General features: G+C 39.1%; 13 protein-coding genes. 6 read left to right on the forward strand and 7 right to left on the reverse strand.

The features are described 5' to 3' along the window. The first annotated feature begins 5 nt into the window (after positions 1–5). Positions 6–500, forward strand: a complete 495-nt coding sequence (locus EHQ62_RS16605; protein WP_135644882.1) for a hypothetical protein — start codon at positions 6–8, stop codon at positions 498–500. On the opposite strand, the gene EHQ62_RS16610 is transcribed toward EHQ62_RS16605, so the two are convergent. From EHQ62_RS16610 to EHQ62_RS16640, 7 genes are all read right to left on the reverse strand, one after another. Continuing rightward, complete coding sequence (locus tag EHQ62_RS16610) at positions 492–1,334, reverse strand: alpha/beta hydrolase (protein ID WP_244241823.1); 843 nt, start codon at positions 1,332–1,334, stop codon at positions 492–494. The two genes, EHQ62_RS16605 and EHQ62_RS16610, sit on opposite strands and share 9 nt — an antisense overlap. Further along, the gene (locus EHQ62_RS16615) at positions 1,297–3,285 is read right to left on the reverse strand and encodes an Lnb N-terminal periplasmic domain-containing protein (protein WP_208720714.1); all 1,989 of its coding nucleotides are present in this window, start codon (positions 3,283–3,285) and stop codon (positions 1,297–1,299) included. The genes EHQ62_RS16610 and EHQ62_RS16615 overlap by 38 nt, the downstream gene beginning before the upstream one ends. 43 nt (positions 3,286–3,328) lie before the next feature. Continuing rightward, positions 3,329–3,814: a DUF3015 family protein gene (locus EHQ62_RS16620; protein ID WP_015677470.1), complete on the reverse strand. Its 486-nt coding sequence runs from the start codon at positions 3,812–3,814 to the stop codon at positions 3,329–3,331. Between the two features lie 16 nt (positions 3,815–3,830). Further along, positions 3,831–4,334, reverse strand: a complete 504-nt coding sequence (locus EHQ62_RS16625) for a DUF3015 domain-containing protein (protein WP_135634380.1) — start codon at positions 4,332–4,334, stop codon at positions 3,831–3,833. A gap of 394 nt (positions 4,335–4,728) precedes the next feature. Beyond that, a complete protein-coding gene (locus tag EHQ62_RS16630; RefSeq protein ID WP_135644884.1) occupies positions 4,729–6,633 on the reverse strand; it encodes a serine hydrolase domain-containing protein in 1,905 nt (634 codons plus the stop codon). 168 nt (positions 6,634–6,801) lie between these two features. Then, positions 6,802–8,928 (reverse strand): toprim domain-containing protein, encoded by a 2,127-nt coding sequence (locus EHQ62_RS16635; RefSeq protein WP_135644886.1) that lies wholly within the window; start codon positions 8,926–8,928, stop codon positions 6,802–6,804. Positions 8,929–8,934: 6 nt separating this feature from the next. Then, entirely contained in the window at positions 8,935–10,305 is a 1,371-nt protein-coding gene (locus EHQ62_RS16640) for a DNA gyrase subunit A (RefSeq protein WP_135644888.1), read from the reverse strand. Positions 10,306–10,385: 80 nt separating this feature from the next. Between EHQ62_RS16640 and EHQ62_RS16645 the strand changes: the two genes are divergently transcribed. The 5 genes from EHQ62_RS16645 (at position 10,386) to polA (ending at position 17,440) form a co-directional block, all read left to right on the forward strand. Then, entirely contained in the window at positions 10,386–11,258 is an 873-nt protein-coding gene (locus tag EHQ62_RS16645; RefSeq protein ID WP_135644890.1) for a hypothetical protein, read from the forward strand. Further along, a complete protein-coding gene (gene gltX, locus EHQ62_RS16650) occupies positions 11,255–12,808 on the forward strand; it encodes a glutamate--tRNA ligase (RefSeq protein WP_135644892.1) in 1,554 nt (517 codons plus the stop codon). Before EHQ62_RS16645 ends, gltX begins: the two co-directional genes overlap by 4 nt. A 93-nt stretch (positions 12,809–12,901) precedes the next feature. Beyond that, the gene (locus EHQ62_RS16655; protein ID WP_244241824.1) at positions 12,902–13,504 is read left to right on the forward strand and encodes an ATP-binding protein; all 603 of its coding nucleotides are present in this window, start codon (positions 12,902–12,904) and stop codon (positions 13,502–13,504) included. Between the two features lies 1 nt (position 13,505). Then, on the forward strand, positions 13,506–14,612 hold the full coding sequence (locus EHQ62_RS16660; protein ID WP_135644894.1) for a glycosyltransferase: 1,107 nt from the start codon (positions 13,506–13,508) through the stop codon (positions 14,610–14,612). Beyond that, complete coding sequence (polA, locus tag EHQ62_RS16665; protein WP_135644896.1) at positions 14,609–17,440, forward strand: DNA polymerase I; 2,832 nt, start codon at positions 14,609–14,611, stop codon at positions 17,438–17,440. The genes EHQ62_RS16660 and polA overlap by 4 nt, the downstream gene beginning before the upstream one ends. The last annotated feature ends 71 nt before the right edge of the window (positions 17,441–17,511 follow it).

Consider the following 17,511-nt stretch of genomic DNA (forward strand, 5'->3'; position numbering starts at 1 on the left):
TCATTATGAAATCCCTTCAAAAATCAATCATCCTGTTTTGTATTCTTATTACATTTGGAATCCATTTCCAATGTTCCTCCAAAACCAAGTTCCAAAAATTAGAGACCAAACAATTGGATTCGGGGCTTGTGTATGTGATACGACCTGAACACACTGCACTTGCCCTCTGGGATTACGAATGTATGATCTCCAAGTATCCAGATAAATTTTCCACCTCTGTCAATCCAACACCTATGTACAAAATGGATTTGGCGAATGGATCATTGGCTTATGTGAGACTTGCACAAGGAACGTATCGATTGGATGTGACTGGAAAACCTGACGCAACAAAGGTGTTTCAGATCAAATCAGGGGAAGAAAAATTTTTTGAACTCAAAATCTTCAGCGAAACAAAAATGTCTAAAAGTGAAATGATGTTTCGAGAAGTGAATAAAGAAGAAACACTTTCCGAAATCCTATCGGTTCCATTTTTTATCGAAGTAAAACCTGAATCAATATAAATGCCGGTTGAGTAACAAAAGGAAGTCTTTGGCAAATTTAGACTGACCTAAATTCATCCAATCCACATGGCCACCCCCTCTGATTTCCCAAAATACCTTTGGTTCACCAGCCAAACCGAAGATCTCTTTTCCATTATCAAAAAAGACAACGGTATCTTCCGTTCCGTGGATCACAAGCATCGGGATTGGCGCCAAACTGGCAATGGAATCTTTGGGGCTTGTTCCATCATGGAAAATCCAAGAGAATAAATTTCCCATAGGAGGAAAGATCACATGGTTCATCGTTTCTTTGACTACCTTACGATACGAAGCAAAGGATCCATCAATACATAATAGTACAACATGGTTTTTCCCTTCCCATTCAGCCAATGAACGCATTGCAATCGCTCCACCCAAACTTTGGCCATACACAATGAGTTTCACACCTTTTTCTTTTGCTTCTTTTAAGGCAAAGTCCAAAACCAGTTTGCTATCATCGATATTGTCATAAGGATCGGGTTCTCCTTCCGATTCACCATAACCTCGATAATCAAATGTGATGAGTTCATAACCGTGATTCACAAGCCAAGCAAGTGATAAAAAATGAGAACTCATGTTTTGACCATTCCCATGGAACTGCAAAATGACTGCTTTGGGAGTATCCACTTTTTGATTTTTAATTTTCCAAACATTGAGTCCCAGATTGTCTTTTGTTTGGATGAATTCGGATGAATAAGTAAAACCCATTTGTTTGGGAGTAAAATACGTTTGTTTCGTTGGATGGTAGTACAACGAGGAACAACCAAAAAGTAAAAAACTAAAACAAATAATGATAAGACAATAAAGTTTCTTCATAAAATCTTTCTCCATTCACTTCTAATCGCAATTCATGTGTATTCGAAAATGCATATCTCAACTTAAAGGTTGCATAGTATGTATTTAAATTCTGACTCAATTGGTAGTTTTGCGCAGTGGCTCCTGAAAAAATTTTCCAAGCCCCCCATTCCTTTTGGTATAACAAACTAAAATTGACTCCATACCGCACATCATTTTCAAACATTCGTCCGTTTTGTGCTTTGACACCAGCAAGGACACTGAGCACTCCTAAACTCAATGGATTTTTTCCAAATTCATTCGTAAAAGTATAACCAAATCTCAAATCAAAATTCCCCACTTGTTTGCGAAGGACTTCGTCATTATTTTTGTAAACAGCAGTTTGGATTCCTGTATCCAACATATAAGAAAAATCTTTTGAGATCCCATTATAAGGACTTAACGATGCAACTTTTATCACACTCATAGAGGTGAGTTCTGGTCTTTTATTTTCATAAGTGCGGACAGTCGTATCAAAAAACGCCAATTCAGAATTAGGTGCATGCCCGCGGCTTACGTTTAACAAATCATGATAAGCGATTCTGTATTGGAATTCCGCAAAATTCCCGAGAGAGGAAGCTCCCCCACCAACCGAAACCCGACTCAATGGGTGAGAAGTTTCGGGAGGAGTCGATAAGGGAATGTCTTCCTTTGTTGTGTATTCATCATTTTGTTTACTCCGGAAAACTAATAGTTTGTCGTAATAGTCTTTATGTTGTTTTGGAATTTCATTTTTGTTGGCATAACGATACCGATAGGTATCAAGTACCGCATCTGTCACAAGGGCCATTCTAAGTTTTTCATTTTCTCCTGGCAAAAACCCTTTGTCGAATCGAATCATCTGCCAGTATACATCTCGTTCTTCTTCTGACATTTCAAAGATTTTGTATTTAATCTTGGAATACAAAGATGGACGGTACTTTTGTGAAAGGACAAATCCTTCTTCTGCTAAGTAAAACTTAATGGTATCACTCGGAGCGACGATCCAACCAGGTTTATTGCTGATTTGTAAATCAGGTTTGGCTACTTCTAAAATTTCCATCAAGTGGTAGGAACAGTTTTCATTGATAAAATAATAATCAAAATCGGCTCGGCCCATCTCCCAAAGGTGACGTAAAAAACGATCTCTCTCTTCTTGCGTAAGATTCAATTTGTATTCCCAAATGTCCCGACTTTCCATATCATTGTATTCGTTTACTTTGATGTAATAAGGAAAAATTGCAAAGGTTCCAGGATACCCACCGGTTAATCCTTTATACGAATAAGAAAATGCATTCATCTCACCTGGGTTTGCCGCATAATTCACACCATAGTCGAGTAACTCAGCGTTTTCATTCACCTTATTATTGAGTTTGAGTAAGGTATGGCCAAACATCGATGCAGGGGCTTGCATATAATAGGATGAAAAAACAATGGAAACTGAGGAAGGATTCAAAGCTTCTTTCCACACTTCAAATCTTGGGCATTTAATCTCTGTTATCCGACCCAAATCAAATGAAAGTTTTTCCTTTAACCAGTGGTAACGTTCAGGAAAGAAGCATTGTGGGTGCAAAAGTCCTTCCGGGATGGGTTCTTCCGTAAAAAAACTATGGAGAGTGGCAATGAGTTCTTTTTCTGGATTGTATTTACCGTCAGGCGATAGGAAATAACGTTTGTTATCCACTTCACTTTCCCATACCCCCCATCTGGTTTTTTTGAATCGCATGAGGCGGTACCAATGCTTTTCTTCCGCCAAATGGATTTCTTGTGATTTTTGGATGAGTTCTTCTAAGTATTGTTTCGCCTTTGGAGATTTGGGAAGGGACTCGCCATGCCTACGAGAGGTTTGGAAATCTAACTCCAAAATGTCTGAGTCATTCAATGGCTCGATTGCAAAAAGTGGTGTGAGTAGAAGGAATGAAAGGTAAAAATAAAAACGGAACAAGAAGTTCACCAGAGTATCCAAATGAAAGAATACTCTGATTTTTTACAAAGGACTAGATTTTACAGTAATTTTTTACTGTTGCATCTTTTTCTAAAGTTTCATGGAGGTTAGACAACATCAAACTTGGATTTGCTTTTGACTCTTCTGTGAAGATTCTAGAGTAGTTTTGTTTCACTACTTCGTTGAAACGAACACCAGATTTACATTCAAAAAGAGAAGCAAGGTTAGAAAGTTTTTCACCTTTACCAGCTGCCATTTCTTGCTCTAAGCTATCAAAGTTCATATGAACGTAGATTTCACGAGCATGCTCTTTTTGTGCAACGCCATCAGCAGTACAGTTTGAAGTTCCTGAAGTGATACCAAAAGTTTGGCTACCAGCAGTTCCGTTTGTTGTCGCTGCAAATACTTGGTTTCCACCAGGCATTACAAGAGTTCCGAGTCCACATCCAGCCATACCGTATTTTGGTGCAGCGGACATTTGAGAAGCGAGGAGAACCATAGAGATTCCGATTGTGGAGATGAGTGTTAACTTTTTCATTTTATTTCATATCTCCTTAGATTTGTGAACAAGATTTCGCGAGGATTTTGTCGCTTTTAACTTCAGATTTTACTGCAGAAAGAACACTTGCAGGAGTAGAATCTTCAGTGATGAGTTTAGCATAGTTTTCTTTTGTTACTTGGCCAAAACGAGACAAAGAATCGCTAGAGCAACCAAGAAGGTTTCCTAAAGACTCTAATTTTTCCCCTTTTCCAGAAGCCATTTCTTGGCCTAAAGAATCGTAGTTCATAGTCACGAACAACTCTTGCACTTTCTCTTGTTTTACAACACCGTCAGCAGTACAGTTGGATGTTCCAGATGTAATCCCAAACGTTTGGTTGTAGTAGATACCATTTGAAGTTGCAGCAAAAATTTGCGTTTTGTCATTAGAAGTAATGATCAACGAGCCTAATCCGCAACCAGCCATACCATATTTTTTTGCTTCTACAGCAGTAGACGTCATTGTGACAGCTACAACAGCAGCAGACAAAAATAGGATTGAGGTAATTCTTTTTCCCATTTCGAAATCTCCTTTTGAAACTTTCGATTCAAATTGGGTCGAAATGTATCAGAGGTTTTCCTTTAGTCAAAAACTTTTTTGAATCCTTTTATGAAATTATCGAAACACAAGGAATCCCAACTCCGTTAGTTGCCCTTATCTATTTAGAATGACTCTAAAATATGTAGTTTGTATTGGTTTTGCCTACAAAGGGATGGTATGAGGTTTGTGGATGCCAAAAATGAAAGCGGCCTTAGGCGAAGTTCAGTGGCAAAGGGATTGGAAAAAAGTAGTCCTTGGTTTCCCTCCATTGTCTGAACTAAGTTCAAATCAAATTGAGAACCCAATCCCCTCTACCATCTAACATCCATTGGCCTTTGGAGGGTAACACAAAGAAGAGGCTCAAGGTCGGTTTTTATGGGGCTTCATACTCTCCACCAGAATAGAATAAAAATGGCCTTTCGTTTTTTATCCCCAAGGTGAATGTTTCACCCAAATTCCTTCCGTAACCTAATATTCGCAAGGTGTTTTGCGACTCCCATTGGCACGGAACTTGTATAAAATTTTCCATTCCACCTAATTCATAATAAATGGTGAGAAGTGGGAAACCTCGTTTGTCTTTTTCCAATTTGAGTTTGGGAATGATGGCAAAAGGTTCCTTTGTGAAAAAGGTTCCAAAATACATTTCGTCAGGAAAACGATTGTCAGGTGTGAATTTTACGCCAATCCCTGCGGCACCTTTTGGGAGTTCTTTGTCATACAATGTAAAAATGGAATTGCCTTCCCAAACTTCAAATTCCACTCTCATAGCATCGATTTTTGGATCTCTGATGGGGATAAGTCCAAATAAGACTCGTAAATCAATGCCAAATCGATTTTCTTTTTCGATTAGGCCTACATCAAACCCCATTAAACTTAGTTTCGGTGGAATCCCTTTTTTGTATTCATGGATTCCCATCGGGGAAATATAATAACCCTCTTCTCCAAAAACGGTTTCCTTTTTTTCCGAAAGGTTTGAGAGGATTGGTTCTGGTCGAATCCCCATTTTTTCCTCCCATAACAATTCCATGATTTCAGTATTTCTTCCTTTCAAATTTCCAGTTTGCAGACCAAGTGTGTTTCCAACCACAAAGGATACAATTTCAGTTTTCGGATCATAGATGAGGTCTGCAAAAAAAGGAGGAAGTGAACCAGAATGCCCATAAAACCAAATGGTTTTTCCATCGACTTCATAATGATTTTTGAGTACTGGTAGTCCCAGTTTCATTTCAAAATTGGCCTTTGGTCCAACTTGGGATTTGTGAAATTCTGCAAAGCTAACCGCTGATAGGAGACCTTTGTTTTGTTTGCTTTTAAAAAAAGCCTTCATAAAAAGTCCCATATCTTCCCCAGTTGTAGAAATTGAACCTGCTGTCAGGTCACGGATCACTGGGCGTATGGTTTGCGTTTTCCAAAACAATCCAGAATAACCTGGGATTAGGTTCGATTCTCTTAAAAATTCGAGTAAAGTCGTCTCTTTCATTCCCGCTTTTTCAAAGATATGTTTTTTGAAGTATCCTTCAATGGATTCACCTGACGCACGTTCAATGATATTTCCCAAAAGGCCAAAACTTAAATTGGAATAAGAATGGATTTTACCTGGTTCATTCCGCTCTAAATTGGAAACGGATTTCGGAAGGGAACGAAACGATTTTAGTATCTCCTCTTCAGTGCTATCAGGAGGCAGGAAAAAACCATGCGCTAAATCAGAGGGAAGTCCTGATTGGTGTGTGAGTAGGTCACGAATGGTGATCTCACGATAACCGACCTTTTTAGACCTCATAGATTTGATTTCAGGTAGGTATTTGGAAACTTGATCATCTAACTTCAATTTACCGGCATCTTGTAACTGCAAAATGGAAATCCCTGTAAAAAGTTTTGTGATACTTCCAATTTTGAATCGGTAACGTTTTCCAGAAGACAGATTCCCAATCTGACCGGAGTGGGTTTCCCCATCTCCCATCATATAAAGATAGGAGATGGATTGAATGGAGGAAGGGGAAAGTGTTTCCCATCGGGATAGAATTTCTTTATGGATTTTGTTTTTTGTAGCTTTGGTGTTGGAAAGAGAAGTATCTCCACTTGATTGGCATTGGAAAAGGAGTGTGAAAAAAAATACAAAGATGATGCGGAATGGAAAAATGGGATCGAGATTCGAAGGTTCGGTTTTACCTTTCCCTTTGGCCTCTCCAGATTCAGTGTTTCGTTCGAGTGTTTTTGTTAGGGATTTTGTTACCTTTCTTTTACCAGACTGAATCTTTTGGTTTTCCTTCGATTTCATACCCTCAAGGAAAAAAAGATTGGATTTAGGAACAAGCCCATAAAATACAAAACCCCCCAAACCTACGGAATGGGGAGTGATCGCTATGCAAAAGAGAAAGAACGACAACGGAGTCCTTTCAACTAGACTCTGTTTGTTGGAACTTTTCTATCGAATGGGAATCGGCAATTAGTCCTGGATCACACTCATCGAGTATTCAGAAATCGCTTCACGGCGTTTTTCTGCATAGTCTTTGTGGAACCATAAGTCTTGCGTGCTTTTAGCAGTTTTTTTGTTACCAATGGTGATTGTCGTCATACAATGGTCCACAGCATACTTCATCGCTTCTTTTCCTGTTTCCCCAAGACCCTTATTTCGTTTTTTACGAGTGATTTCTGCACCTTGTTTGTTAACCTTTGCAACTAACTTGTCATAGTCGGCATCATCAATACAGAAAACAGTTTCTTTTTTTCCCTCTTTCCACTTCACATCCACCTCGTACAATGGTGCTGCCGAAATATTGATAAAACCTAAATCAAAAAGTTCAGGCCAATACTCGTAAAAGAAAGACAACATAAGAGAACGAATGGCATACCCGTCAAAATCCGCATCTGTGATGATACTGATTTTATCGTAATTCAATTCATCGATGGACTTTACCTTTTGGTCGAGAGGAAGGCCAACAATGGCAACGATGTTTTTCATCTCTTCATTTTGTAATGCCTTTGCCAAGGACATACCTTTACAGTTGAGAGGTTTCCCACGGAGTGGGAAAAGACCATGGAGTTTCGGGTTCCTTGCGGGGCGGAGTCCTGCGATCGCAGAGTCCCCTTCCGCAACAAAGAGAATTCGGCCTGGATCGTTTGGTTTGCCTGTCGGTGGCATAAGCTTAGGGATGTTGTTCCGAGACGCCTTACGGAGGCCTTTCTGCGCATCCTCAAGCTGTTTCATCTGGGTTCTACGTTCCATCACCATCTTAATTTCTTCGATGAGGCCTGTTTTTTTCAAAAGTTTGTCCAAATGTTTGTCCACAGACTTTCGGATGTCCTCATTTAAGTCATTGATGAGATAAGACTTATCTTGGGATTTAAAACGTGGGTTGAGGATACGAAGGTTCACATACATGTGAAAACAACTTCTCACATCATTACGAGTACACTGTGTGTTTAGTTTTTTCTCTAAACTCACAATTTGTGATTTTTTACGGATCTCATCACAAAGCCTATTTTCCAAATACTCAATGGCCGATCCCCCTTGTGGGCAAAAAATGGAGTTCACCCAAGTGAGAGTTTTATTTTGTCCTACCACAACATAGGTATCCATATGGATTTGTGATGCGGATGCCTTATCCGAGTAATCCAATTTGTAGTAAACCATTTCGGAGTTACTAAAGATCTCATCAAAACCTTTTTTGAATTTGTATTTTTCTTTTCCAGTTTTGTGAATGAAAACCACTTCCAAACCAGGATTCGACATCGCTATGTCTTGCAGGTATTGCTTCACCAAATTGATGTTAAAAGATGTATCTAAGTTATTAAAATATGCTGGGTTTAACTCAAATTCAACAGTTGTACCGTGGTCCTCTTTTTTGGCAGTTTCTGTTACAGCAGTCATACCTGTTTTGTCACAAGGACCTTTTAACTGTTTGATTTGGTCTGCTGAGAGTAAAGGGCAATCTACGAATGTTCCATGTTCATCATAATACAAATGGACACGTTCCGTATCTTCTTTGGAAAGTTTGAAACTACGAATGACTTTTTTTACGTCATCGTGGATGCTAAACATTTTTTTGTACGCCTTACCACTGTTAATGGTTTTGACTCGAAAAAATGAAGACACCATACGAACAAGTGAAATCCCCACTCCATTTTGTCCCGCCACATGGTCTTCTTTGACTTTATCATCAAAGTTTTCCCCATACATCAAATGCAAGTAAACACCTTCCGCATTTTCCGCAGGAATCCCACGACCATTGTCTTGGATGGTCACACGTTTGCGATCCGTTGACAATTGAACAATGAGTTTGTTCATTTTGTCTTTTTCCGGGATGGTTTTGTCGTTTAAGTTCTTTCTGTATTCATCCACACAGTTCATACATGCTTCATCCAAACACTTCAGTTTGGCTGGGATGTCAGAAAGTTCTTCGTGGACGATGTCATACTTACCAGAGTTATCTTTTGTAAAAAAATGTTGTTCAAATGTGGAAAGGGAGTTTTGCCCAAGCCACATTCCCGTCCGCATCCGAACGTGTTCTACGTTTGATAATTTCTTAAAATTTCGCGAATTTCCTGAGGTTTTTTCAGTTTTTTGAGCCATATTACTTTATTTCGGATCCCATTTTTTCTTCAGTTCATCTAACTCATCTGTCATAAAACCTGTGAGTTTTTTATCATCTTTTTGGAGAGCTGTATACTCAGTGTATTTGGTTTTTGCTTCCACAATGGCTTCTTCACATTTACGAACTTCTTCCAAAGTCATTCGGTAAACGGGAATCGAAGACAACCATTCAAAGTAAACAAATTTGGCGGCCTTTAACTTCTCTTCAAATTCCTTTTTGGATTTAATGCCTGTTACTTTCTCGTTCCACTTTTCTTTGATGAATCGAATGAGCTCTGAGTTTCGATCAATCTTTTCCTTTTCTAAGCCAGCAAGTCGTTTGAATCGACGGATGAGATGGGTTTTACGGAAGTCACAGAATCGTTTGATGATGTCTTCTGGGCTAAAGTTACGAAGTTTCCCTTCATGAGTAATGACGTTTATCGTTAGGACTTCGTTATTTTCTTTGGAAAAAAGTTCTTTGATTTCTTTCTCCGAAGGTTCTTCCCCTTTTTTGGCGACAAGTTCAATTTTAAAAGTTTGGCTCGAATGATCGATATAGTCCTTTAACCAATTGTCTTTTCGTTCAATGAGATCATCTAAGTAATTCACAACCTTTTCACGGTTCCAATTCATGGGAGAATCCACTAAATACAATTTCCCATCTTCTTTTTTGAACCCAAATGTTGTAGACATCACAGTGCTTCCATTGTCATTTTTTGACAATTTCACTTCGCCACCGTACCCTTTGTACCATGGTGTGATCTTTTTCGGTTTTCCCGTTTTTAAATAGGTGACTTGGGAATCGATGACATCACTCAGTTTGTGTGCTGGGATAAAACAACGAAACCCCGTTGCAATCCCTTGGATGTTATTTAAAAGTACAACTGGAACCTTTCCTACAAAATGGATGGGTTCGTCTTCTGTTTCATCGTAATTTTTGACATAATCAATGTCAGGTAAACTTTCAAAAAAACCTAAGTCTTTCGCAAAGTCAGATAGTTTGACTTCTGTATACCTGGGAGATGCAATGGCATTGGGATCGAGGACATCTCCAAACGTTCCTTCTCCATGCACTAACGGATAATTATTCGCAAAGGCAAAGTCTTGTGCCATTTGAGAGAGGGCATCTTGGATGGATCTGTCTCCATGAGGATGGTATCCCATCGCAAGTCCCGCAACTTTTACCGTTTTGGTATGGCGGTTTCTCGCGTCAGAGTTCCACATAGCCCAAAGAATTCGTCGTTGAACAGGCTTTAGGCCATCAATTTCTTGTGGAATGGCTCGCGAATCGCATACATAGCGGGAGTATTTCCTTTGGTCGTCGTTTACTTGGTCTTCAAAGGGGCGTTTCGGATACTGTTCTTCGTTCTTCATGGTTCCAAATGACACACGGGTGCGATGAATTGACTTGTCAAGCGGTTTTCCCTTTTTAGACTGGCGATACGCACCTATCTATGTCACCACAAACTCAAGATTACACCCGTTTTCATTGGCTTTTATGGTTCTTGATTTTTTTTTCAGGATGGAGCTGCCAAAACCTAAATTCCCTTCTCACTCGAGACAGAAAATCGGAAATCCCCGCATCTGTTTTCTTTCTGAAATCTCCGAGAAAAATGAATCCAACTGTTTTCAAAGATGGTTCCTCCCACTACCGATGTGTGCAATGGGAACCTGGTAAATTGACTGGTTATGTTGAGAAAATTGAATTTAGTTTCATTGCTTACGATCCCAATTTCGCTAACAAAATCAATTCAGAGTTTGGGAATGAAACTGTTGAACTTTATAAAATCATTTGGAATCGCAAAGTAGGCAAATTCCAAAAAGACAAAGTGGAAAAAAAATACCTTTTCCATTACAACGATTCTTACTTTAAAGAGGTAAGAGGAAATTCCATCCAATCCCTTTTAGAAAACCAAATTGCTTACAAAGAAAACAAAACACCCATCGATGAAATGGAAGTGTTTGAGATTTTAGGTGATACTGGCAACTTAATTGAAGAAGGAAATCGTTCTGATATAGGTGGAGAAAATCGTTGGTCACATAACATCGGATCCAACCAGTTCATCACATCTTCCAGTCTCTTTGCAAAATTAAAAAACGAGACGACAGTAGAAGAACATGTTTCAACTCATTATGACTATTCACAACTCAGTTATGAATATAATGAAACAGAAACCGATAAACTCTTCTTCAAACCTATCTTTAAAGAAAACAATATACAATTATACTTTGTGCCTCCCTATACCAATGGTCTAACGACCAAAACCAAAGAACCATTTGGTTACAAACGAATGGGAGATTTTTTACTCAAAGAGGAAATCAAATGACAGAAGTTCGTACCCGTTTTGCCCCATCCCCATCTGGATTCCTTCACGTCGGTGGAGCAAGGACTGCCTTATTCAATTACCTTTATGCAAAAGCCAAAAAAGGAAAATTTTTACTTCGGATCGAAGACACTGACCAAGACAGATCCACAGAAGCATCTTTTAAAATCATTTTAGAATCTCTCAAATGGCTTGGAATGGAATGGGATGAAGGACCAGGAGTCGGTGGCCCTAACGGACCTTATACGCAATCAGAAAGAATTCATATCTACAAAGAATACACAGACAAACTTCTAAAAGAAAAAAAAGCATACCGTTGTTTTTGTACAGCGGAGGAATTAGAAGGCAAAAAGAAACAAGCTGATGCCATGGGAATTCCGTATATCTATGATGGCAAATGTTCTGATTTATCTGAGGAAGAAATAAATTCTCAGTTAGAGAAAAAAACTCCTTTTACTGTTCGGTTTAAAACTCCACACAAAATTGTGATCGTAGATGATATGATCCAAGGCAAAGTGAAGTTTGAATCCAAACTCATTGGTGATTTTATCATTGTGAAATCTGATGGATTCCCTTCGTATAACTATGCTGTGGTGATTGATGACGCTCTGATGAACATCACCCATGTAATCCGCGGAGTTGGACATCTTTCAAACACTCCAAGGCAAATATTAATTTTTGAAGCATTTGGATTCCCACTGCCTCGTTTTGCCCATGCCAGTGAGATTGTAGGAACAGATGGAAAAAAACTTTCCAAACGTGCCGGTGCCACTTCTGTACTTGCATTCCGTGATTTGGGATACTCCAGTGAAACGATGCGAAATTACATGGCGCTTCTAGGATGGACTTCTCCCGATGGCAAAGAATACATGAGTGATGAAGAGCTGTGCTCCGTTTTTGATGTGGAACGCTGCTCAAAATCTCCCGCTACCTTTGATGTTTTCAAAAAACTAAAAGAAGAAGAAAAAGAATCCGTTGATTTTAATAAACTCACCATCCTTGGACTTGCCGAATATTTAAATCCAAAATCCAAACTCAATTGGATGTCCAATAAATACATCCGCGATACGAAAATTGAAACCCTTGGCAAGGCATTGGAACCTTTCCTAAAAGACTGCCAAATCCCAGACGCCTACAAGTCGGGCGAGAACCCACAACTCCTTTCCATTTTGGATTCAGTTCGCGTTTATCTCGATCGGCTCATCCAAGCCCCTCCTTATATTGAAGAGTTCTTTTTGGAAAACGTACAGTTTGAGAACGAGGAAGCAAAACAACTGGTCCTCGAAGGCAAAGGGAAAGAAGTGGTCTCCGCGTTTTACCAAATTGTCAAAACAAGTTCCCTTGCGACCCCTGATGCTTACAAAGATGCCATGGCAAAAGTTGGCGAAAGCACAGGTGAAAAAGGCAGGACCCTTTTTATGCCAATACGAGCCATTACCACAGGAAAATCCCATGGTTTGGAACTCCCCATCCTCTTTAGCTTGCTTGGCCAAGAGAAAATGGTGAAGCGAATGGAACAACTGGCGGGAGCTTTAGGCATTTCGCTTAGGTAAATTTTTTACAGATTCGTTCGGTTTTGGGTTATTTTTGACTTTTTTTCTCACTTCGCATCGTGTAATATGATGAGAGAGAGGAAACGGCGGCCATTGACAGCACCATCTGAAGTGATTCCCTATCTGTTAAGCCCATCACCTGGGTCGTACGCCATGTTTTTGCCTCCCGATATGTCCTCCGTCAAACAGTTCCGTAGCGAACTCAAACGAACTTTGTTAGATAACGGGTTTAGTTCTCAGAATATCATGCAAATTGAACTCGCCGCAGACGAAGCCCTCACCAATGCTGTGGCGGCCAATGTATCCTGCGACTGTGATGAGACCATCATCTGCCGGTGGCGGATTGATTCTGCAAAGTTCACTTTGTACATCTTGGATTACGGGTCAGGACTCTCTGGTGAATCAACTGTTCCTGACAATGATAAAGAACTGTTACGATCCAACCAGTCCCAATGTTTTTCTACCTTCCTCGATCATATCAAACACCACCAAAGTAAAAAACCAAACACCCTTCCTTATAATGGTTCTGGCCAAAAACATAAGAACATGGGAAAAGGATTGAAAATAATCAATGCCATGATGGACTCCGTTAAAGTAATGTTTCACGGAGAAGGAATGGTAGACGAAGCTCCGGCGGGGTTCAAAGTAATGGGCTCCATCATCGCACTCGAATACGACCGTTCCAAACACTTATAATTTGATCCTACATATCAACACATCTCGCGAATGGCGAGGTGGAGAACAACAGCTTTATTATCTCGTACAAGGTTTGGCCAATTACAAAATACCACAAATGGTTGTGGGCCAACCAGGTTCCCCTCTTGAAGCAAAATGCAAAGACAATGGTTATGAGTTTTACCCACTTGAGATGAGAGGAGAATGGGATAGAAAAGCATATAAGAATATTCGATCCCTCTGTTTATCCAAAAACATCAAACTCATCCATACTCATACAGCTCATGCACATACTTTAGCACTTCTTGCCAAACGAAACCATCTAGGTATCCCACTCATCGTTTCTAGGAGAGTTGACTTCAAACCAAAAACTAGTTTTTTTTCCAGATGGAAATACCAACACCCAGCTAACGATTATTATCTTCCAGTTTCTCAAAAAATCAAAGAAGTGATGATGGGAAGTAAAATTGCTCCAGAAAGGATCATCACAGTGTATTCGGGCATCGACTTAAAAAGATTTTCCAAAACAACTCCCCATGAATACTTACGAGAAGAGTTTCAAATTCCGAAAAAAGCAATTGTGATTGGAAATGTTGCCGCACTCGTTGACCACAAAGACCAAGAAACCTTGATCAATGCTGTTTCCAAGATGAGAACAAACCAAGAGTTTCGTGTTTTGATTGTAGGGGATGGGAAATTAGAAAAAAAATTAAAAACCCAAGCTGAAAGTTTAAATCTCAATGATAAAATTATTTTTACAGGGTATAGGAAGGATATCCCCGCCTTACTTTCCTTATTCGACATTTTCACACTGACGTCCAAAGAGGAAGGACTAGGAACCGCCGTACTCGATGCGATGGCTTGTGGTTTGCCGATTGTTGCTACAAATGGTGGTGGAATTGGCGAAATGTTGGACCATAACGAAGGTGCCTTTGTATGCCCAGTGGGAGACTCAGAAACCATTGCACAAGGATTGGATCGTTTGGTGAATTCCGAAGAACTGCGAAGTCAATTTGGAACCTTCAACAAAACTTCTGTAAAACGATTCTCAGTCACAAAAACAATCGATAAAACTAAGCTAATTTATTATTCCTTTTTAGGTGATGCCTTGTATGGAGAAAGCAAATGAGTGGAAGACTTTTAATCATTGATGGACATGCTCTTGCATTCCGCGCCTATTTTGCCTTTGCTGCATCCAATTTAACCAATTCTAAAACTGGGCTTCCAAGTGGAGCCATCTTTGGATTTTGGAGGATGCTTTTCAAACTCTTACAAGATGAACACGTAACCCACATTGCATTTACATTTGATCCAGGCACCAGACTGGAACGTAATGATCTCTATGAAGATTACAAAGCTCACAGAAAACCTATGCCTGAGGACTTAAAACCTCAAATCCAAAAAATATATGAGATGTTGCAGGCCCTTGAGTTTCCAATGTACAAAATCAATGGGATCGAAGCAGACGATATCATTGGTTCCTTATGTAAAAAATTTGGAAAAGATTTTGAAGAGATTGTTATCCTTTCTAGTGACAAAGATTTGTACCAAGTTTTAGACAAAAACATACACATGTTACGTGGGAAACGTGGAGTTTCTGAATTTGAAAAAATTGATCCCAAATGGGTGAAAACAAATATTGGAATCACAAAAGAACAAGTCCCTGATTATATGGGTTTACTCGGTGATGCCTCTGATAATATCCCTGGAGTGAAGGGAATTGGCGAAAAAGGTGCCGCAAAACTCATCCAAGAATTTGGAGATTTGGAAACCATATACAAAAAAATAGATAAGGTTAAAAACAAATCCCTTATCGATAAACTGATAGCAGAAAAAGAAAATGCCTTTTTATCAAGGAAACTAGCAACCATTGTCACTAATCTCAAACTTGATATCAAAAAATCAGATTTAAAGTTACCCAACTATTATGATCCAAAAAAAGTCCAATACTTCAAAGATGAAGGATATAATGTCTTACATCGTGATTTAGCAAAGCAAGCAGGGATTCCGATTGTAAACGACGGCGAAACAAAAGAAGAAAGTGCTCCTGCGAAAAAATCAGCAAAAGGAAATAAAGAATCAAACACAGAGGCAAGTGCCAGCAGTTCCAAAAAAGGGAAAAATGCAGTTACAACATCCAGTGTTGTCGCAAAAAAATCATACAAACGCATCCAATCCATTGATGAATTAAAAAAAATCATCGCAAAACTCAATCCCAAAAAACCTCTTTCCATCGATACAGAAACAACTTCTCAAGACCCAATGATGGCCGAGTTACTTGGTATTTCCTTTTCAGAAGAACCGGGTGTTGCCTATTACATTGCATTTTCACATTCTGAATCCATTTATAGCCACCTACTCCCACAAGCAGAAGAATCTTTAAAGATCCTAAAACCGATGTTAGAAGATCCCAACTGGAAAAAATTAGGTCAAAATATCAAATACGATTTATTAGTCCTAAAAAACTATGGGATTGAACTTAAGGGAATTTATTTTGATACCATGTTAGCTTCCTACCTTTTGAATCCAGGGGAACGAAGGCATAATATGGATGATATGGCCATTGATTACCTAAACTACAAGACGATCACCTATGAAGAATTAGTTGGCACTGGAAAAAAGAAACAAAATCTTTATGATATCGATCCAGATCGGGTTTCAGAATATGCCTGCGAAGATGCAGACATCACTTTACAACTTCACAATGCACTTTTCCCCAAAATGGAAGAAGGTTTAAACAAAAAACTATTTTATGAAATTGAAATGCCTGTACTACTCACATTGGCAGACATGGAATATGAAGGTGTTGCTGTAGACAAAAAGTATTTTGAGTCTTTGTCTGTAACCTTTGATACGAAAATCAAAGAACATGAAAAGAACATCCATTTTTATGCGGGAAGACAGTTCAATGTAAATTCGACAAAAGAATTACAAACTGTTTTATTTGAAGACCTACGACTTCCAGCTGAGAAAAAAACACAAACTGGTTATTCTACCGACCATTCAGTGTTGGAATCTTTGCAAGGCACCCACCCCATCATTGATGATTTGTTATCAATCCGTAAATTTTCAAAATTAAAATCTACTTATACGGACACATTGCCAACCCTAGTGAATCCAAAAACCAATCGGATCCATACAAGTTATAACCAAACCATTGCAGCAACAGGTAGACTATCATCCACAAATCCCAACTTACAAAACATCCCCATTAAGGATGAAGAAGGAAGGCTTTTAAGAAAAGGTTTTATCGCAAAAAAAGGAACAGAAATTCTATCCCTTGACTATAGCCAAATTGAACTTCGCATCATGGCACATTTTTCCAATGATCCGAATATGGTTGATGCATACAATTCAGGAGCCGACATTCACAAACGTACGGCTGCAGGGATTTTTGGAGTGCCAGAAGACCAAGTAACTCCAGATATGCGAAACAAAGCTAAGGTAGTCAATTTTTCTGTGATTTACGGAGTCACCTCTTTTGGATTGTCCAATAATTTGCGCATCAGTCGTAAAGAAGCAAAAGAGTTTATCGAAAAGTACTTTGCCGCATATAAAGGTGTCGCTACCTATATGGAAGAAATTGTGGAGTTTTGCAAAGAAAATGGTTACGTAGAAACCTTACTTGGTCGTAGACGTTACCTTCCTGATATCCATTCCTCACACAAAATGGTAAGTGAAGGGGCAAAACGTGTTGCGATCAATTCTCCGATCCAAGGGACTTCGGCAGATATGATCAAACTTGCCATGATTCGTATCCACGATAAAATCAAAAAAGAATCATTTCGTTCCAAACTTTTATTACAAGTACATGATGAACTTGTGTTTGAAGTGGATCCAAAAGAAAAAAAAGAATTTTATCAAATGGCAAAAGAAGAAATGGAATCTGCCATGAAACTCAAAGTTCCAATTGTCGCACAAGGCAAGTTTGGTGGAAATTGGGATGAAGCACATTAGGCCTATTTTCGGCCTACTTTTCTTTTTCGTAATTTACCTTTGGAACTTTCCTATTGTTTTCGAAACAAGTG

This window comes from Leptospira jelokensis, from assembly GCF_004769635.1.
GTDB classification, from domain to species: Bacteria; Spirochaetota; Leptospiria; order Leptospirales; family Leptospiraceae; genus Leptospira_A; species Leptospira_A jelokensis.